Below are 18,463 nucleotides of genomic sequence, written 5' to 3'. Positions count from 1 at the left end.
GTCGGGAGTAGCGTCGTCCCGCGTGGATGGTGAGGCAGTGAACGTGTCCGATATGCGCGTCGGCTACGGCTCGGCCGGGGGCGGGGGACTGGGTCCGGAGTCGTTGACCGGCGACCCGCTGTGGCTCGACCTGTTCGAGCGGTGGCTGGCCGACGGCGTCGCCCGATCGATCCCCGAACCCAACGCGATGGTGGTCGCGACCGTCGACGCCGACGGCGTGCCCGCGACCCGCACGGTGCTGTGCAAGGCGGTCGACGACCGCGGAATCGTGTTCTACACCAATCACGATTCCGACAAGGGCAGGCACCTGGCCGCCGAACCCGTTGCCTCGGCGACGTTCCCGTGGATCGCGATGGAACGTCAGGTCCACTTCCGCGGCCCGGTGGTGCAGATCGCGCGTGCGGAGACACAGGCCTACTGGGACAGTCGCCCGCGCGGATCGCAACTCGGCGCCCACGCCTCGACGCAGTCGCACCCCATCGCGTCGCGCGCGGACCTCGAGGCCCAGGCGCGCGCGGTGGCCGACCGCTTCGAGGGCGACGAGCCGGTGCCGCTGCCCGAGAACTGGGGTGGGTACCGCATCGAGCCGACGACCGTCGAGTTCTGGCAGGGCGGCGCCGACCGGCTGCACGACCGGGTCCGCGCGCTGCGCGACCCGGCCACGGGCCGGTGGGACGCCCGCAGGCTGCAACCCTGATGGCGGGTCTGCTCGCCGACACCGCGCCGCTGCGCAGTCCCCACTTCCGCCGACTCTGGTCGGCGAACATCGTCACCGTCATCGGTGCCCAGCTCACCGTCGTGGTGGTGCCCGCACAGATCTTCTTCATCACCGGCAGTTCGGCGTACGTCGGACTGGCCGGCCTGTTCGGTCTCGTCCCGCTGGTCGTGTTCGGGCTGTGGGGCGGCGCCGTGGCCGACATCGTCGACCGTCGCCTGCTGCTGATCATCACCACGATCGGCCTCATCGGTTGCAGCGCCCTGTTCTGGCTGCAGGCCGCTGCGGGTATCGACAACGTGTGGGTCATCCTGTCGCTGTTCGCCGTCCAGCAGGGCTTCTTCGCGGTCAACCAGCCGACCAAGTCGGCGATCCTGCCCAAGATCGTCGACATCAAGGACCTGCCCGCCGCGAACTCGCTCAACATGACGGTGATGCAGGCCGGCGCCATCGCCGGACCCGTCATCGGCGGCGCGCTCATCCCCAAGCTGGGGTACTCGACGCTCTACCTCGTCGACACGATCTTCCTGTTCGCCACGTTGTGGGCGGTCATCCGGTTGCCGTCGCTGACACCCGAACGCAGCGACGACGCCCCGCGCGTGGCCGGACTGCGGTCGGTCATCGACGGATTCGTGTACCTGCGTGGGCACAAGGTGTTGATGATGTCGTTCGTCGTCGATCTCATCGCGATGGTGTTCGGTATGCCGCGGGCACTGTTCCCGCAGATGGCGCACGAGAACTTCGGCGGCCCCGACGGCGGTGGCCTCGCCTTCGCGTTGCTGTTCGCCGCGATCGGGGCGGGCGCTGTCGTCGGTGGCGTGTTCTCGGGGTGGGTGTCGCGGGTACAGCGGCAGGGCCTCGCGGTGATCGTGTGCATCGTCATCTGGGGTGCGTCCATCGCCGGGCTCGGAGTGGTGGTGGCGTTCGCCGGGGGAGCGACGTTGCCGATGCTGCCCATCGCGGTGGCGCTGCTCATGATCGGCGGCGCGGCCGACATGGCGTCGGCGGCGTTCCGGCAGTCGATGCTGCAGTCGGCGGCCAACGACGACGTGCGCGGGCGTCTGCAGGGTGTGTTCACCGTCGTCGTGGCCGGAGGTCCGCGCATCGCCGACGTCGCGCACGGCGGGGTGGCCGCGACCGCCGGCGTGGCGGTGACCACCGCCGGCGGCGGTATCGCGGTCATCGTGTTCACGGTGGTCGCGGCACTCGCCGTGCCCGCGTTCGTCCGGTACCGCCTCGTCCACTGATTCGCCCGAGCCACTGATCTGCTCGAGCCGCTGAACCGACGGGTATGCCGGCCGCGTCGGTACCCTTGCCTGCGTGAAGGAGATGACCGGTCGCATCGGCGGCAGCGTGGTGCTGCTGGCCGCGATGGCGGTCGTCTATCTCGTGACCGTGTGGACGACGGCGGGTCAGCGGGTCGACCAGCGCATCTACGAGTCGATGTACGGCGCCGACACGTGGCGTGACCTCCTGCATCGCGTCGGTTTCCAACGGGTGACCGACCCGCGGCTGTGGCTTCTGGCCGCGGTCGCCGTGATCGTCCTCGGTCTCCTCGCGCGGCGTCGGGGCAGCATCATCGCGCTGCTCGTGCTGCCCGCGCTCGGTGTCGTCGTCGCGCGGATGCTGCGGACCGAGATCCTCCCCCGGCCGGAGCTGATGGACATCGCCCGCGCCGCGTTCAACACCTTCCCCAGCGGGCACACCGCGGCCGCCGCCGGCTGTGTCGCCGCGGCGATCCGCGCGGCGCCACGGGTGGTGGCCCCGGTCATCGCGGTGGTCGGCGCCATGTGGACCACCGTCGTCGGCCAGGGACTCATGGAGGTCGGTGCCCACCGACCCAGCGACATCGTGGGGTCGCTGCTCATGGTGGGTGCCGCGATGCTCCTGGTACCCGATTCGACGCGCTCGGGGGTGCGGCCGCCGATCGCCGCGCTGACCGGCGTGCTCGCCGCGGTCGGCCCCCTCGTGTGGGCCGTGTACACCGGCCACCTGGTGCTGGCCGCGATCGGTGTGGTCGCCGCGGGTGTCTTCGCACTGCTGACCGCGGGTATCGGCTCGCGTGCGCGGCGCGCGACTCCGCTCACGGGAACGTCTGTGCCGCAACCCCGGTGGGTCGCCGACCGCTGATCGCGGTCCACCCGTCGCATCGTCCGCACCGCCCCACCGAGGTGTGTCGCTCGTCACCAACTGTGGCCATCGTCAGGGCTGCCGTGGCTTACTATGCATTCCGTCATATCAATGATGATTGTGACAATGCACAGGAGCACCATGGCGCACGGGCACAGTTCGGTCCTCGGTCGTACGGGCGCGTTCGCGGCTCGGCGTCGGTGGTGGGTCATCGGCTTCTGGCTCATCGCGGTCGCGGGTCTCAACCTCGCGGTGCCCCAGATCGAACACACCGCCGCGGAGAAGTCCGCCGCGTTCCTGCCCCACCACATGCCGTCGGTGGATGCCCTGCGAGACATGTCGACCGACTTCGGATCACCGGCCTCGACGGCGGTCGGCAACGTCGTGCTTGCCGCCGACCGCGGGATCGGACCGGCCGAGACGCAGTTCTACGGCGAACTGGTCCGCAGGCTGGCCGCCGACACCGACAACGTCGCCTACGTGCTCGACATGTACGGCAATCCCGCGACGCGGGACTCCGCGCGCAGCCCCGACGGCCGGGCCGTGACCGCGATGGTCGTCGCGCAGGGCGATGTGGGCAGCACCCGCGCGCACCGCAGCACCGTCGAGATCCGGTCCGAGATCGACGCGATCCCCCGGCCCGCCGGCCTCGACGTGTACTACACCGGCGCCTCGCCGACCCTGGCCGACCTGTTCTCCTCGATCGATGTGTCCCTGCTGATCATCACCGTGGTCTCGCTGCTGCTCATCACCGTGATGCTGCTGATCGCCTACCGGTCGCTGTGGGCGGCGATGGTCCCGCTGATCACCATCGGCGTCGGCCTCGGTGTGGCGCGTGCGATCGTGTCCGCACTCGGCGCCGGCGAGCTGCTGCCGATCTCCAACTTCACCATCGCGATCATGACCGCGTTGCTGCTCGGCGCGGGAACCGATTACGCGATCTTCCTGATCGCCGGCTACCACGATGCGCGACGGGCGGGTCAGGACCCGACCGCGGCTCTCACCACGGCGAGTGGGCGGGTGTCACCGATCCTGGTGGCCTCGGCGCTGACCATCGCGGCGGCCGCCGCCGCGATGGGGTTCGCGAAGGTGGGGATGTTCCGGACCGCCGGTCCGCCGACCGCGATCGGGGCGTTAATGATCCTCGCGGTGGCCGTGACGTTGACACCGGCCCTGATGGCGGTCGCCGCCGGACGCGGTCGGCTCGAACCCCGCGCCGACACCGAGCGCCGGTGGCGCAGACGTGGTGCGGCGGTCATCCGCCACCGCGGCCCTCTCGCCGCGGCCTCGCTGGTGGTGCTGATCGCGCTGGCGATGGTGATCCCCACGATGCGGGTGAGTTTCGACGAGGAGTCGGTGCAGCTGTACGCCAACGACTCGACGCGCGGATACGACGCGGTCCTGGAGCACTACGGCGTCAACGAGATCCTGCCCGAGTACCTCGTGGTCCGCGCCGACCACGACATGCGCAACACCAACGACCTCGCGGCGCTGGAGATGATGGCGATGGCGGTGTCGAAGCTGCCCGACATCGCCCACGTCCGGTCCATCACGCGTCCCGACGGCGCGCCCATCCCCGAGACGTCGACCGGGTACCAGGTGGGGCAGGTCGGCAGTCGTCTCGACGACGCGCATCGACAGGTGCAGGACGCGACACCCCAGCTGCGTCAATTGGCCTCGGGTGTCACCGATCTGCGCGACGGCGCCGACTCGGCCGCCGCCCGTCTCCCCGAACTCGTCGCCGGCACCGATCAGGTGGTGTCGTTGGCCGACGGGGTGCTCGGTGCCGCCGACACCGCCGAGCGGATCGTCGCCGCGGCATCCGGGGGATCGCTGGACCTGCCCCAGGGTGTCCGGGCGCTCTCGGTGCTCGCCGACGTGCTGGGGAACCTGATCCGCGATGTCTCGCAGAGCAATGCGACGACCCTGGACGCGGCCTCGCGCCTGCAGACGGTCTTCGGCCCGATGCTGACCGCGGCACCCGATGCGCGGTGTGTCGCCGACCCACGCTGCCTCGCCGCCCGCGCGGCGTTCGCGGTGTTCGATCGGGCCACCGCCGGCGAGGCGTCGCAGGCGCTGCGCGAGGTGTCGGCGATCGCCGGGGTCCCCGGTGTGGTGGTTGCCCGCGCCACCACCGCGCTCCCCGAGATCCGCACCGGATTGACCCAGATCCAGGCCCTGCTCGACGGACTCGGAGGTCGCAGCGTCGAGCAGATGCGCGGCGACCTCGGCCGTCTGACCTCGGGCATGGCCGAACTCACGGGCGGCATGAACCGGCTGGCCGACGGGCTGCGGCAGGTGAAGGACGGTACCGACAAGACCGTCGCGCTCACCGCGCGACTGACCGCGGGGCTCGGCGAGGCCGGCGGGTATCTGCAGACGATGGCCCGTGACACCACAACCGGCCCGGGCGCCGGCTTCTATCTCCCTGCACAGGGATTGAGCGATCCACGGTTCGTCGCCGGATCGAAGCTGCTGTTGTCGCCGTCGGGCCGCACCGCCCGGATGCTCGTGATCCGCAGCGACAACCCGTACGGGCACAAGGCACTTCGGGATGTGGGCCGGATCGCCGACACCGCCCGCACCGCCGCGACCGGGACGGTGCTCGAACACGCCGAGGTGTCGTCGACGGGACTGGCGTCACTGTCGGCCGACATGAGTGATCAGGTCGACCGGGACTTCGCGCTCTACGCGCTCGTGGCGATCCTCGCGGTGTTCGCCATCCTCTGCGTGCTCCTGCGCAGCCTGCTGGCGCCGGCACTGCTGGTGCTCGCGGTCATCCTGTCGTTCGGCGCGACCGTCGGGGTGAGTGTGCTGGTGTGGCAACACCTTCTGGGCATCGACCTCGACTGGTCGGTGATCCCGATCGCGTTCATGGCCCTTGTCGCCGTGGGCGCCGACTACAGCATGCTGTTCGCGTCGCGGATCCGAGAACACTCGTCGACCGGGATGATCAGCGGCATCGTCCGCGGGTTCGGGTCGACCGGAGGCGTGATCACCACGGCGGGAGTCGTCTTCGCGGTCACCATGTTCGCCCTGATGAGCGCCACGGTGATCAACCTGTTGCAGCTGGGTTTCACCATCGGTGTCGGGCTCATCCTCGACGTGGTGATCGTGCGGACCGTCCTCGTGCCCGCGGCGATGGCGGTGATCGGCAACCGCGTGTGGTGGCCGGCGAAGGTGTGACCGCGACGACGCCCCGCCGGCAGAACGTGGCGGGGCGTCGTGCGTCGTACGACTGTGCCGGGGCTCAGGCCTTGGCGTAGGTCAGGCAGTTCGCGGTGTCGGAACCCTCACCGGCGCCGATGCGCACGGCCGCGGCGGTGCACTCGAGGTCGGCGTTGTGCGAGCAGTCGGCCCGCTGGCAGGCGCCGACCTGGGGCGAGACGACGTCGAGGCCGCCCTTGGTCGACAGCGGGATGAAGGTGGCGCAGTCGGCGGTGCCGTTGTCGCCGCTGACGTTGATGGCGAATGCGTGGCATCCGTCGTGGTTGTAGGAGCATGCGCTCACCGAACACTCGGTGACGTGCGGCATCTCGAGAGTGGCCATGGGAACCTCCGGGAAACTCGGGTGGACACGCGATCACGTGGCGTCGAGATCGCCTGGCACGCATCACGCTACGACCGGGATGTGGTTTCCACCAGCAAGGTCAGGCTCCCCTTCGCGGACGCTACGGGTCGGGGTGAGGTGACGGTCAGGCCGCGATGCCGAGGGTGTCGAGGATCTGCCGGAACTCCTGCGCGACGTCGTCGAGGGGAGCGAGCGACCGCTCGACGCGCGCCAGGATCAGCGCCCCCTCGGTGGCGGCGATCATCATGACGGTCACCGACCGTGCGCGGCCGGACTCGACACCGGCGGCGATCAGGGCGTCGCGGATCAGGACGTGCCATTCGGCGAAGATCGTCGACACCTGATCGTGCAGGACGGGATCGCTCTCGGCTCCGCCCACCGCGGCCCCGGCGACGGGGCACCCGGCCTCGAAATCACTCGAGGTGAGCAGATGACGCCAGAAGGCGAAGAACCCGTCGATCGCCTCGTGCAACGGCTGATCGATGTTCGACCGGATCAGCGACGTCATGGTGTCGCCCGCGCCACGCAGGGCGTCATGGAGCAGTTGATCGCGGCCGCCGGGGAAGTGGTGGTACACCGATCCCCGGGGTGCGCCGCTGTCGGCGAGGACGGCGTCGACGGTCACCGCGGCGGCGCCGTTGCGCTGCATCAGACCGATGGCGCTGCGCACCATGCGGGCGCGGGTGTCACCGCGTCGCGCCATCACTGCACCACCTCTCGCAACGAACTATGTCCAAAAGCATACCGTGGCCGCGCGGACGGGCGGACCATCCGCGCTAGGCGTGCGGGTCGATCATCAACGAACACAGATCCCGCAGCTGCGCCATCTGCTGCGGCGAGAGCCGACTGCGCATGGCTCGTGACACCTCGCGGGCGTGCGCCGACCCCGCCCGTCGTGAGAGCTCGCGGCCGGCCTCGGTGAGGGTCACGACGACCGCGCGTCCGTCGCCGCCGTCGCGGCTGCGGGTGATGAGACCACGGGTCTCCATCCGGGCGATGAGCCGAGACAGACCCGGCTGGGTCAACAGCACGTCGTCGGCGAGGTCGGTGATCCGCTTGCCCGGCGCCGCGTGCGCGGCCGACAGGGCGTGGAGAACGCCGTACTCGCTGGCGTGCACCTCATCCCATACGGCACTGTCGGCGAGCTCGCGGGCGATCGTCGCCTGCGCCCGGTAGAGCGCCTCCCACGCCTCGTTCGCCGACACGACCCCGCCCGACACGACCCCGCCCGACGCGATCCCGTCAGGGGTCATGTGCGGTCCGCGGCGATCGGGTTCGCCCCCATCAGCCGCGTCACGGCCGGCTTCACCGACCCGCCGAGCAGCTCGATCCCGCGCAACATCGCGTCGTGTGGCAGCTTCGTGTTCGTCATCTGCACGGTGAGGCGTGCGAGACCGCCGAGGTCGTCGGAGACGCGGGCGATCTTCTCCGCGACGGTGTCGGGTGAACCGACGAACATCGCTCCGTGGGGTCCGGCCATGGCGTCGAACTCGGCGCGCCCCGGGGCCCCGAAACCACGCTCGCGGCCGATGCGACCGAAGAGGTCGGCCCACCCCGGGTAGGCGGCGGCGATTGCGGCGTCGTCGGTGTCGGCGACCAGGCCGGGCGCGTGGATCCCGACGGGCAACTGCTCGGGGGTGAACCCCGATCGTGAACCGGCCTCGCGGTACAGGTCGATCAGCGGGCGGAACCGGCGCGGTTCGCCGCCGATGATCGCGACCATGAGCGGCAGTCCGAGTCGGCCTGCGCGGACGAAGGATTCGGGGCTGCCGCCCACGCCGAGCCACATCGGGATCGCGCCCTGCAGCGGCGTGGGATACACGCCCTGACCCCGCAGCGCGGGGCGGTGCGGACCACTCCAGGTGACCGACGCCGGGTTCTCCCGGATGCGCAGCAGCAGGTCGAGTTTCGCTGCGAACAGCGAGTCGTAGTCGGCGAGTTCGAGTCCGAACAGCGGGAACGCCTCGGTGAACGATCCGCGCCCGACGACCATCTCGGCGCGACCGTTCGAGATCAAGTCGATGGTGGCGAACTGCTGGTGCAGGCGCACCGGGTCGTCGGCCGAGAGCACCGACACCGCGCTGGTCAGTCGGATGTCGCGTGTGCGGGCCGCGGCGGCGGCGAGCAGCACTGTCGGCGCCGAATCGTAGAACTCGGCGCGGTGGTGCTCGCCGATGCCGTAGACGTCGACCCCGGAGCGGTCGGCGACCTCGACCTCCTCGAGCAGGTGGGCGATCCGCGTGCGACCGTCGATCTCGCGACCGATGTCGTACTCGACGACCGAGGAGACGAAGTTGTCGATACCGATCTGCATGGCGCACCGTCCTGTTCGTGCGGGCGTCACGGTCGCGCCCGTCTCCCCTCGGACAACAACATGCGCGGTCATGTATTCCGGACCGCGAGGATCGCGTCGGGCGATCAGCGCTGCCAGGGCAGATCGGCCCGCCGCGCGGCGCTCACCGGGCAGTAGTGCTCGGGCAGCCCGCGCCGGTCGACCGGCGGGAGGTTGCGGACCGGGGTCTCGACGAGGGGGGCGTCGGCGGCGACGCGCCCCGACACCCGGTCCCACGCGTCGCGGGGACGGGGGTGCACGCGATACCGCGGCGGCACCAGGCGCATCGTCACGTCGACGGCGCGCCCGAACCGACGGAACCGCCGCTCGTCGGTCGCCGACCACGACAGGCCGAGCAACTCGCGCACCGGTTCGTCGTAGAGGCCCGTCGTGACCCACACGAAGCCCCGCGCGACGACCTTCGCGGCCGGTCGCCACAGCACGCCGGGCATCCACGACATCCACGGCGGCGGGGGAAGTTCGGCGATGTCGAGAACGGTGCGCACCGCCGGGTGGTCCTCGAGGGCGTTGTGGCACATGTGATCCCAGTACGCGAGGAAGTCCTCGTAGGTGTCCGGGCACGGCCGCATGCTCAGGCCGTACATCGAGTACCAGACCCTCGACTCCTCGAACATCGCGCGCTTGTCGGCCTCGGAGATCGCCGGCCCGAACGCCTCGGCGCACCGCACCGCGCCGTACCAGAACGTGGCGTGCGCCCAGTAGAAGACGTCGGGGTCGAGGGCGTGGTAGCGGCTTCCGTCGGGCATCACCCCGGAGATGGTGCGGTGGTGGTCGCGCACCTCGCGTCCGGTGTCGGGCGTGCGGTCGAACACCACCCCCGAGATCGGATAGAGCGACCGCATCAACCGCTGCCATCGCTCACCGAAGAAGTCCGAGTGCTCCCACACCGCCGCACCGAGTTTCGGGTGCATGTTCTGCATCGAGCCCGACCACAGGCCCATCAGCATCCCGCGCCAACTCCCGAAGTACCTCCACGTCACCGAGTCGGGACCCAGCATCGGGATCTCGTCGTCGGCGCGCGGGGTGCGGTCGGGATGCGTGGCCGTCATGAGACGAAACAGTAATTCCGTCTCACCCGGCTCGTCAACGGTGTGTCGGGACCAGTCGCACCCGGTCGCCCGCGACGAGTTGCGCGGCGGCGTCGATCGCGTCGGCGGTGAGCACCGCGACCACGGGGTACCCGCCGGTCACCGGGTGATCGGCACCGAACAGCACCGGTTGCCCACCCGGGGGCACCTGCACCGACCCGAGCGCGACACCCTCCGAGGCGCGCTCGGTGCTCGCCGGGTGCAGGGCCGATGGCGGATCGGAGCGGTGCGGATCGCGGTCGAGGCGCACCCCGATCCGGTCGCTCGCGGCGTCGACCACCCAGATCCCCGCGGTGAGGGCCTCGGGGTCGATCAGGGCGTCGGCGCGGGGTCCGGGGGAGATCGCCAGCGTGATCGGGCCGTGGTGCGCGGCGGCGGCGGTGAACGACTCGGTGGCCATCGGCCACGGCCCGGCGTCGGACCCGACCGGCAGTCGGTGCCCGGCCGCCACCGTCGGCGGCCCCAGGCCCGAGAGGGTGTCGGTGGCGCGCGAACCCAGCACGGGCGTGGCGTCGATGCCGCCGCGGACGGCCAGATACGACCGCAGCCCCACGGTCGGCGGGCCCAGGGTGATCACGTCGCCGGCGTGCACCGCGAACGCCGCCCCGTGCCCCATCGGGGTGTCGCCGCGGGTGACCGCGCACGGCGCGCCCGTCACCACCACGAACGCATCGTCGTCCACGCGGACCCGCAACCCGCCGAGGGTGGTCTCCAGGGTCGCCGCCGTCTCGGTGTTGCCCACCAGTCGGTTGGCGAGGCGGTGCGCTCCCCGGTCGGCCGCGCCCGACATCGGCACCCCGAGATGGGCGTGGCCCGGTCGGCCGAGGTCCTGCACGGTGGTGAGAGGACCGGTCGCCAGTACGTCGAGGCCGGTCATGTCGCGCGGAACCGCACCGTGGCGCCGGGTGCGAGCGTGGCGGGCGGTGTGCGGTCGACGTCCCACAGCGCGATCGCGCTCGTGCCCAACAGGTTCCAGCCGCCGGGGCTCGACCGCGGGTACACCGCGCTGTACCCCGCGGCGACGGCCACCGACCCCGCGGGCACCGACGACCTCGACTCCGCACGCCGTCCCAGCGCGCACAGGGCGTCGAGGACCGGGGTGCGTGTCCCGTCGGGTCCGGTCGTGTCGGGCACGAGGTAGCCGAAACCCGGTGCGAAGCCCATGAACTGCACGCGCCAGACGGTGTCGGTGTGGGCGGCGACGACCTGCCCGGGGTCGACGTCGAGCGTCGCGGCGACGGCGGCGAGGTCCGCGCCGTCGTAGTCGACGTCGATGATGACGGGTGACGCCGCGAAGGTGTCGGTGCGAGAGGTGTCGGTGCCAGTGGTGTCGCCGGCAGGGGTGTCGATGCGAGCGGAGCCCGCGGCGCGCAGCACGCGACGGATCCCGAGCCGGTCGAGGCCGGCCCCCGGGGTCCCCTGCACCAGCACCGTCTCCGCGGTCGGGACGACGTCGAGGACGCCGGTGAGCGCACCGTCGGCGGCGGCCGTGCGCAGGGCGTCGGCGGCGATCAGGGCATCACGCCACGGGGCCTCGGCGTCGGCGAAATCGAGCAGCACGGCGTCGATTCCGGCAGGCAACTCCCGCATCGACCCACCGTACGTCGCAGCTGCCGTGGGCCACCACCGCGACGGCGCCGACCACGACGCCCGAGCCGGGCTGTCGGTGGGTGTCGGTGTGCCAGACTCGATGGCGTGGGCGAATTCAGGATCACGGCGGGCGACTACAGCGCGGACATCGTGGCCCGCGGGGCCGGACTGCGAGCGGTCCGGCACGGCGACCGACTGCTGACCGAGACGTGGGACGCCGCGGAGGTACTGGCCACCGAGGGTGGCAAACCGCCGCTGTCGGCGGGCCTGGTGCTGGCGCCGTGGCCGAACCGCACCGCCGACGGCCGCTACACGTTCAACGGTGTCGACCATAAGCTCGAGATCACCGAGACCGCCCGCAACAACGCCAACCACGGCTTCGTCCGCACCGTCGAGTGGAACCTGCACGAGGTCACCGACCGGTCGGTGACCCTCGGGGTCCCCATCGGTCGCCACCCGGGGTGGCCGTTCGACCTCACCCTCGTCGCCGAGTACGCCCTCGACGCCGAGACCGGTCTCACGGTGACGGTCACCGTCACCAACGTCGGTGACACCACCGCACCGTTCGCGCTGGGCCACCACACCTTCGTCCGGGCCGGCGACGCCGACATCGACGACTGCACGCTGCAGCTCGCCGGAGCCGCCACGCTGCCGCTCGACCCGCAGCGCCAGCTGCCCGCCGGTGACCCGACACCGGTCGCGGGCACCGACCTCGACTTCCGGTCACCCCGGCGCATCGACGGGGTCTGGATGGACACCCCGTTCACCGATCTCGCCGTCGAGCCCGGTCGCACCGGATCGACCACCGGCAGCGAGGGCCGCCACCGCAACCGACTCACCGCGCCCGACGGCGGGAGCACCGAACTGTGGACCGACCTCGGCTTCAGGTGGGCGCAGGTGTTCACCGCCGACCCGGCCCACGACCAGGCGTTCCCCGGCCGCGGGCGCGCGCTGGCGATCGAACCGATGACCGCGCCGCCCAACGCGCTGGCGTCGGGCACCGACCTCATCGTCTGCGCACCCGGTCAGATGTGGTCGGGCAGTTGGGGACTGCTCCACCATGGCAGTGGCGACCAGGCGCGCGGCGACGCCGCCGGGCCCGAGGTGCTCCCGGCGTGAAGGAGATCGTGGTCTGCGGGGAGTCGCTCGTCGACCTCGTCGCGCACACCGGCGGCCTCGCACCCCTGCGCCCGGCGCTGGGCGGCGGCCCGTTCAACGTCGCGGTCGCCCTCGGCAGGCTCGGGTCGGCGGTGTCGTTCTGCTCGCGCGTGTCCACCGACCACTTCGGTGACGAACTCGTGGCGTCGCTGCGGGCGGCCGGGGTGAACCTGTCGCTGCTGCAACGGGATCCGGCCGCGCCCACCTCGTTGGCACTGGCGTCGCTGGGCGACGACGGCGCGGCGAGCTACACGTTCTACGTCGAGGGCACCGCCGATCGTCAGGTCGTCGATCCCGGGCCGCTGCCGGGCACGGTCGGTGCGCTGGCCTTCGGGACGCTGTCGCTGGTGCTCGAGCCCGGCGCCTCGGTCTACGAGCAGATGATGCACACCCATCACGCGCAGGGGCGCCTGATCATGCTCGACCCCAACATCCGGACGCCGGTCATCGCCGACGCCGACGCCTACCGCCGGCGGTTCGTGGGCTGGCTCCCCTCGGTCGACGTGGTGAAGGTGTCCGACGACGACGCCGACTGGCTCGCCGACGGCCCTGCCGGGTCACGACCCGCCGACTGGCTCGAGGCCGGTGTCGGCGCGGTCGTCACCACCCGCGGTGGTGCCGGACTGTCGGTCACCACCGGCGAGTTCACCGTCGAGATCGCCGCCCCGTCGGTGACCACCGCCGACACCATCGGCGCCGGTGACACCGTCGTCGGGGCGCTGCTGCACTGGCTGGACGCGCACGGGTCGCTCGGCGCCGACGCGGTGCGCGACCTCGACCGCGACGCCTGGCAGGCCGCGCTGACCTTCGCCGCCCGCGCCGCGGCGATCACCGTGTCGCGCCCCGGCGCCGACCCTCCGTGGGCGGGGGAGCTCACGAGCGACTAGGTTGACCTCAAGGCGTACGTACACCCTCCGAAGTGGCCCACGAGGCCCTCCAGCCAGTCGAAAAGGGGCCTCCAGTGTCCGCGGAAACAGTCTCGTCGAACGGGGCAGAAGCCCAGACCGCAAAGTTCACCTACCCCGGAGGCGAACTCGACCTCCCCATCGTCGAGGCCACCGAGGGTGCTGCCGGCGTGGGGCTCGGCAAGTTCCTCGCCCAGACCGGCATGACCACCTTCGACGGCGGGTTCGTGAACACCGCGTCGACCAAGTCGGCCATCACCTACATCGACGGCGACGCCGGCATCCTGCGCTACCGCGGCTACCCCATCGACCAGCTCGCCAAGCAGTCGACCTTCATCGAGGTCAGCTACCTGCTGATCTACGGCGAGCTGCCGAGCGCGAGTGAACTCGACGACTTCACCAACCGCATCCAGCGGCACACCCTGCTCCACGAGGACCTCAAGCGGTTCTTCGACGGGTTCCCCCGCAACGCGCACCCGATGCCGGTGCTCTCCAGCGCCGTCAACGCGCTCAGCGCCTACTACCAGGACTCGCTCGATCCGAAGGATCCCGAGCAGGTGGAGCTGTCGACGATCCGTCTGCTCGCGAAGCTGCCCACCATCGCGGCGTACGCGTACAAGAAGTCGGTCGGCCAGCCGTTCCTGTACCCGGACAACTCGCTGAGCCTGGTCGAGAACTTCCTGCGCATGACGTTCGGGTTCCCGGCCGAGCCCTACGAGGTCGACCCCGAGGTCGCCAAGGCCCTCGACATGCTGTTCATCCTCCACGCCGACCACGAGCAGAACTGTTCGACCTCGACGGTCCGTCTCGTCGGGTCGTCGCAGGCCAATCTGTTCACCTCGATCTCCGGCGGCATCAACGCCCTGTGGGGTCCGCTGCACGGCGGCGCCAACCAGGCGGTCCTGGAGATGCTCGACGACATCCGGGCCGGTGGTGGCGACACCAAGGAGTTCATGAACCGGGTGAAGAACAAGGAGGCCGGGGTCAAGCTCATGGGCTTCGGACACCGGGTCTACAAGAACTACGACCCGCGCGCGGCCATCGTGAAGGAGACCGCCGACACGATCCTCAAGACCCTCGGCGTCACCGACGACCTGCTCGACATCGCGAAGGGCCTCGAGGACGTCGCCCTGCACGACGACTACTTCATCGAGCGCAAGCTGTACCCGAACGTCGACTTCTACACCGGCCTGATCTACCGCGCGATGGGCTTCCCGACCCGCATGTTCACCGTGCTGTTCGCCCTGGGACGCCTGCCGGGCTGGATCGCGCACTGGCAGGAGATGAACGCCGACCCGAGCACGAAGATCGGCCGTCCGCGCCAGATCTACACCGGGTACACCGAACGCGACTTCACCGAGATGGGACAGCGCTGATGGCCGACCAGACCAAGCCCGAGGTCGATTTTCCGGAGGGCCCCGCGCCCACCGAACTCGTCACCGAGGACATCGTCGTCGGTGACGGCGACGAGGCCGTGCCGCACGGCATGGTCGACGTGCACTACGTCGGCGTCGAGTACGAGACCGGCGAGGAGTTCGACTCCTCGTGGGACCGTGGGCAATCCGCGAACTTCCCCCTCGACCGGCTCATCCCGGGCTGGCAGCAGGGCATCCCCGGCATGCGTGTCGGTGGGCGCCGCAAGCTGATCGCGCCGCCCGAGCTGGCCTACGGTCCCGCGGGTGCGGGACACCGGTTGTCGGGCAAGACACTCGTCTTCGTCATCGACCTGCTGGGTGTCGGCTGAGGCCGATCAGCTGTCGAACGACCGCGTGTCGTCGGGTTCCTGCGACGGGGTCGACAACAGGCCACCCAGCAGTGGGTCGCCACGGAAGTGGTTCTGCGCCATCACGATCGCGCGGCTGTGCTGTGCCACCGCCACGCGGTGTGCCCGCGCCTGTCGCACGATGACCTGACGGGCCCGGGTCGGGTCGACCTGCATCAGTTCACTGACGATGCCCACGGCCATCGACACCTGTCGACTGTCCTCGAGCAGCCGGCCGATGACGTGGCCGGTGGAGGCACTCCGGTTCCCTGATCGACCCGACGACAGTGCGATCGCAGCGAGATCGGCCAGCATCGCCCCGTGCAGGGCCGGTCGGTGCGCACCCCACGGTTCGGCCGCGTGGACGACGACCGATCCCACCGGTGCGTTCATCACGGTGATCGGGAACGCGCGCATGCTGCGCAGGCCGGCCGCCCGGGCCGAGGCGCGAAAGGTGGGCCACCGATCCTGTTCGTGCTCGTCGTCGAGATCGGCGATCATGGTGATCGCCCCGTCGGCGGCTGCGGTGAGAGCGGGGCCTCGGGCGTAGAGCGCGGTGTCGAGGGCGTCGTCGGGCCGCGTCGACTCGGCCACCGACATCGCCGACAGCTCGATCGACGAACTGTCGAGGAGGATCACCGCTGCCGCACGTGCCCGGTGCCCGCGGCGTGCCGCGTCGGCGACGCGCTCCATCACCGTCCCCGCGTCGAACGACTCGGTGAGGGTGTGGACGATCTCGGCGACGGCGACAGTGGCCGCGTCGGCGCCCCGGGTGTGCTCGCTGGGAGTCATCGTCGGCCCTCGTTCTGCTCGTCGTTCCGGTCCTCGTCGTTCTCGTCGTCGCGGAAGGTGATGGCCCGGGACACGATGTCCTCGGCGACGTCCTTCACCGGGCGGCCCTGTTTGTACGCCAGGGCGCGCAAACGGCCGAGCGCCTCGTCCGGCGAGACCGAGAGCTGGACCGCGACCATCCCCGACGCCAGGTAGACGCGCTCCCGGCTGAACTCCCCGGGCTCGAAGACCGGCGCCGGGGCGCCGTCCCCGTGCTCGGTGTCGGCGGCGTAGACATCCCAGTTCCGTCGGATCGTCACCGCGGCCGCCTCGGCGCACATCGTCGCCGAGGCCAGCTGGGTCTCGGTGAGGCCCCCCGGACGCCGACGATACAACTCCAGGACCCCCAGCGGCGTGCCGGAGTCGCCGACCGGGATCGCGAAGACCGCACGGGCACCGAGGGCGATGGCCTCGGCGGTGAACACGGGCCATCGCTCGCCGTCGCGCCCGGCGTCGATGTCGTCGAAGAGGTGCACCCGCCGCTGGACGAAGCTGTCGATACAGGGACCCTCACCCAGCGTGAACTGCAGATCATCGAGTTGCTGGGAGATGACATCACTCGCGTAGACGAGTTCGCGGACCACACCGCCGGACCCGAAGAAGGCCATCGCCGCACCGTCGACCTCGGTCAGTCGCACCACGATCTCGCACAGCTGTGCGATGCCACCGAACAGGGCGTGACGGACATGGTTGTTCTCCGGCGGGTTGTCGTGGGTGTTGTTCACCGGCATCTCCACGGGGCTGCATCGAGGCGGTCAACCGGCTCTCGGCGGTGCCCCGTCAGGACTTTCGACTGTAGCGGTCGTCGGGATCCGACGACACCGCACCCGCCCGACGGCGCATGTAGAGCGGGGTAGCCAGCCACGCGGTGCCCAGCACGACCGCGAGCACCACGCCGGCCGTCGCCCCCGCGGTGGAGGTGACGACCACGTCGACGATGAGCGTCACCGCACCCACGATGGCGACCCCGAGCAGGAGGAATCCCCCCATCGCGAGACGGTTGCCGGCGCGCACGAGACGGTCGATCGCGTGGCGCCGGAACAGGATTCGATGCATCGCGACCGGCGCCACCAGCAGGACGGTCGCCAGCACCGAGGCGAACAGCGTCACCAGGTAGATGGTGGTGTCGCGGTCGTCGATCGAGGCGAACCGACTCTGGAACGGCAACGTGAGCAGGAAGCCGGTGAGGAACTGCACGCCGGTCTGGATCACCCGCAACTCCTGCAGCAGCGACGACCAGTTGCGGTCGAGGCGTTCGATCGGGGTCTCGCCCCGGACGTTCTCGTTCCATGCGTCGTCGTTCACGCCTCGTCGTCCCTCATGCACCGGCACCGTTCACCTCTCGATCTCAGCACGTCGCGCCCCCGTGACAGACTGCGACGGTGAAACAGCATCGCGGGTCGGGACTGGTTGCAGGCGTCGATGTCGGGGGCACCAACATCGAGGTCGGGTTGGTGAACGCCGATCACGAGGTGGTCGACCGCGCGAAGGCGTCGACACCCACCGACGGCCCCGACGCCGTGCTGTCGACCATCGCCGACCTCATCGGATCGCTGAAGCACCGTCCGGACGCCGTCGGGGTGGGCATCCCGGGTGTCGTGCACGACGGTGAGGTGCTCACCGTCCCCAACCTCGAGAACTGGCACGAGCGCGTCGCGATCGACGACGACCTCGGTGGGCGACTCGATCTGCCTGTCGCACTGGGCAACGACGTCAACGTCGGGTTGCGCGGTGAGTGGCGTGCCGGCGCGGCACGCGGTGTCGACAACGTGCTCGGCGTGTGGCTCGGGACCGGCATCGGCGGCGCCCTCGTCCTCGGTGGGAACTTCTTCGAGGGGTCGCGCGGCGCGGCCGGTGAGATCGGCCATGTGGTGGTGCAGGAACGTGGTGCGCTGTGCGGCTGCGGGCGACGCGGTTGCGTCGAGGCCTACGCGGGTCGGCGATCGATGGAGACGACCGCGCAGGCGATGGTCGACGCGGGCCGACAGACGCGCCTGTTCGAGATCCGAGACGAGGTCGGCAAGACCAAGGTGACCTCGAAGGTGTGGAAGAAGGCACTCGACTCCGGCGACGATCTGGCGACGTCGCTGTTCGACACGGCCGTCGAGACCCTCGGTGTCGCCATCGGTTCCACCCTCAACCTGCTCGATCTCGACCTCGTGGTGATCGGCGGCGGACTTGCCGAGAAACTCGGCGGCGCACTGGCCGACCGGATCGCCGACGCCGCCGCCCCGTGGGTGCTGCAACCGAATCCCGATCGGGAGTTCGTGGTGTCGGCACTGGGCGACGACGCCGGCATCGTGGGTGCGGCCGATCTGGGTCGTGCGCTGCTCGCGCAGCGCTGAACTCTCTCGGCCGAC

The 18,463-nt window shown here is 70.5% G+C and carries 19 protein-coding genes; 9 read left to right on the top strand and 10 right to left on the bottom strand.

The window, feature by feature from the left end; all coding sequences use genetic code 11:
• The first annotated feature begins 52 nt into the window (after positions 1-52).
• The 4 genes from pdxH to ACQ7HM_RS10920 all read left to right on the top strand — a co-directional run bounded on the left by pdxH (position 53) and on the right by ACQ7HM_RS10920 (position 6,031).
• On the top strand, positions 53-697 hold the full coding sequence (pdxH, locus tag ACQ7HM_RS10935; RefSeq protein WP_434216408.1) for a pyridoxamine 5'-phosphate oxidase: 645 nt from the start codon (positions 53-55) through the stop codon (positions 695-697).
• The gene (locus ACQ7HM_RS10930) at positions 697-1,962 is read left to right on the top strand and encodes an MFS transporter (RefSeq protein ID WP_434216407.1); all 1,266 of its coding nucleotides are present in this window, start codon (positions 697-699) and stop codon (positions 1,960-1,962) included. The genes pdxH and ACQ7HM_RS10930 overlap by 1 nt, the downstream gene beginning before the upstream one ends.
• An 82-nt stretch (positions 1,963-2,044) precedes the next feature.
• Complete coding sequence (locus tag ACQ7HM_RS10925; protein ID WP_434216406.1) at positions 2,045-2,845, top strand: phosphatase PAP2 family protein; 801 nt, start codon at positions 2,045-2,047, stop codon at positions 2,843-2,845.
• Between the two features lie 141 nt (positions 2,846-2,986).
• A complete protein-coding gene (locus ACQ7HM_RS10920) occupies positions 2,987-6,031 on the top strand; it encodes an MMPL family transporter (protein WP_434216405.1) in 3,045 nt (1,014 codons plus the stop codon).
• Between the two features lie 64 nt (positions 6,032-6,095).
• Here ACQ7HM_RS10920 and ACQ7HM_RS10915 read toward each other — a convergent pair whose 3' ends face one another.
• From ACQ7HM_RS10915 to ACQ7HM_RS10885, 7 genes are all read right to left on the bottom strand, one after another.
• Positions 6,096-6,395, bottom strand: a complete 300-nt coding sequence (locus ACQ7HM_RS10915) for a DUF1540 domain-containing protein (protein WP_434216281.1) — start codon at positions 6,393-6,395, stop codon at positions 6,096-6,098.
• Positions 6,396-6,540: 145 nt separating this feature from the next.
• Positions 6,541-7,119 (bottom strand): TetR/AcrR family transcriptional regulator, encoded by a 579-nt coding sequence (locus tag ACQ7HM_RS10910; RefSeq protein WP_434216280.1) that lies wholly within the window; start codon positions 7,117-7,119, stop codon positions 6,541-6,543.
• A 73-nt stretch (positions 7,120-7,192) separates the two neighbouring features.
• Positions 7,193-7,669, bottom strand: a complete 477-nt coding sequence (locus tag ACQ7HM_RS10905; RefSeq protein WP_434216279.1) for a MarR family winged helix-turn-helix transcriptional regulator — start codon at positions 7,667-7,669, stop codon at positions 7,193-7,195.
• Positions 7,666-8,730, bottom strand: a complete 1,065-nt coding sequence (locus ACQ7HM_RS10900; RefSeq protein ID WP_434216278.1) for an LLM class flavin-dependent oxidoreductase — start codon at positions 8,728-8,730, stop codon at positions 7,666-7,668. Before ACQ7HM_RS10900 ends, ACQ7HM_RS10905 begins: the two co-directional genes overlap by 4 nt.
• A gap of 104 nt (positions 8,731-8,834) precedes the next feature.
• On the bottom strand, positions 8,835-9,818 hold the full coding sequence (locus ACQ7HM_RS10895) for an oxygenase MpaB family protein (RefSeq protein WP_434216277.1): 984 nt from the start codon (positions 9,816-9,818) through the stop codon (positions 8,835-8,837).
• A gap of 34 nt (positions 9,819-9,852) precedes the next feature.
• Positions 9,853-10,734: a biotin-dependent carboxyltransferase family protein gene (locus ACQ7HM_RS10890; protein WP_434216276.1), complete on the bottom strand. Its 882-nt coding sequence runs from the start codon at positions 10,732-10,734 to the stop codon at positions 9,853-9,855.
• Positions 10,731-11,447, bottom strand: coding sequence for a 5-oxoprolinase subunit B family protein (locus tag ACQ7HM_RS10885; protein WP_434216275.1), 717 nt, complete (start codon positions 11,445-11,447; stop codon positions 10,731-10,733). Before ACQ7HM_RS10885 ends, ACQ7HM_RS10890 begins: the two co-directional genes overlap by 4 nt.
• Positions 11,448-11,552: 105 nt before the next feature.
• Here ACQ7HM_RS10885 and ACQ7HM_RS10880 point away from each other — a divergent pair, with 105 nt between their 5' ends.
• From ACQ7HM_RS10880 to ACQ7HM_RS10865, 4 genes are all read left to right on the top strand, one after another.
• On the top strand, positions 11,553-12,566 hold the full coding sequence (locus ACQ7HM_RS10880; RefSeq protein WP_434216274.1) for an aldose 1-epimerase family protein: 1,014 nt from the start codon (positions 11,553-11,555) through the stop codon (positions 12,564-12,566).
• Entirely contained in the window at positions 12,563-13,492 is a 930-nt protein-coding gene (locus ACQ7HM_RS10875) for a carbohydrate kinase family protein (RefSeq protein ID WP_434216273.1), read from the top strand. Before ACQ7HM_RS10880 ends, ACQ7HM_RS10875 begins: the two co-directional genes overlap by 4 nt.
• Before the next feature lie 74 nt (positions 13,493-13,566).
• Entirely contained in the window at positions 13,567-14,886 is a 1,320-nt protein-coding gene (locus ACQ7HM_RS10870; RefSeq protein ID WP_434216272.1) for a citrate synthase, read from the top strand.
• Positions 14,886-15,254, top strand: coding sequence for an FKBP-type peptidyl-prolyl cis-trans isomerase (locus ACQ7HM_RS10865; RefSeq protein WP_434216271.1), 369 nt, complete (start codon positions 14,886-14,888; stop codon positions 15,252-15,254). The genes ACQ7HM_RS10870 and ACQ7HM_RS10865 overlap by 1 nt, the downstream gene beginning before the upstream one ends.
• 6 nt (positions 15,255-15,260) lie before the next feature.
• Here the strand turns inward: ACQ7HM_RS10865 and ACQ7HM_RS10860 are convergent, their stop codons facing one another.
• From ACQ7HM_RS10860 to ACQ7HM_RS10850, 3 genes are read right to left on the bottom strand one after another with little or no spacing between them, the layout of a single operon-like run.
• Complete coding sequence (locus ACQ7HM_RS10860; protein ID WP_434216270.1) at positions 15,261-16,064, bottom strand: GAF domain-containing protein; 804 nt, start codon at positions 16,062-16,064, stop codon at positions 15,261-15,263.
• Entirely contained in the window at positions 16,061-16,828 is a 768-nt protein-coding gene (locus ACQ7HM_RS10855) for a GAF and ANTAR domain-containing protein (protein ID WP_434216269.1), read from the bottom strand. Before ACQ7HM_RS10855 ends, ACQ7HM_RS10860 begins: the two co-directional genes overlap by 4 nt.
• Before the next feature lie 55 nt (positions 16,829-16,883).
• Entirely contained in the window at positions 16,884-17,408 is a 525-nt protein-coding gene (locus tag ACQ7HM_RS10850; RefSeq protein WP_434216268.1) for a DUF6328 family protein, read from the bottom strand.
• A gap of 77 nt (positions 17,409-17,485) precedes the next feature.
• On the opposite strand from ACQ7HM_RS10850, the gene ACQ7HM_RS10845 reads away from it, so the two are divergent.
• Positions 17,486-18,448, top strand: coding sequence for an ROK family protein (locus ACQ7HM_RS10845; protein WP_434216267.1), 963 nt, complete (start codon positions 17,486-17,488; stop codon positions 18,446-18,448).
• The last annotated feature ends 15 nt before the right edge of the window (positions 18,449-18,463 follow it).

Source organism: Williamsia sp. MIQD14, from assembly GCF_051025635.1.
GTDB lineage: Bacteria > Actinomycetota > Actinomycetes > Mycobacteriales > Mycobacteriaceae > Williamsia_A.
Note: the sequence above shows the minus strand (reverse complement) of the source record. Positions and strands in the feature narration are given on the sequence as shown.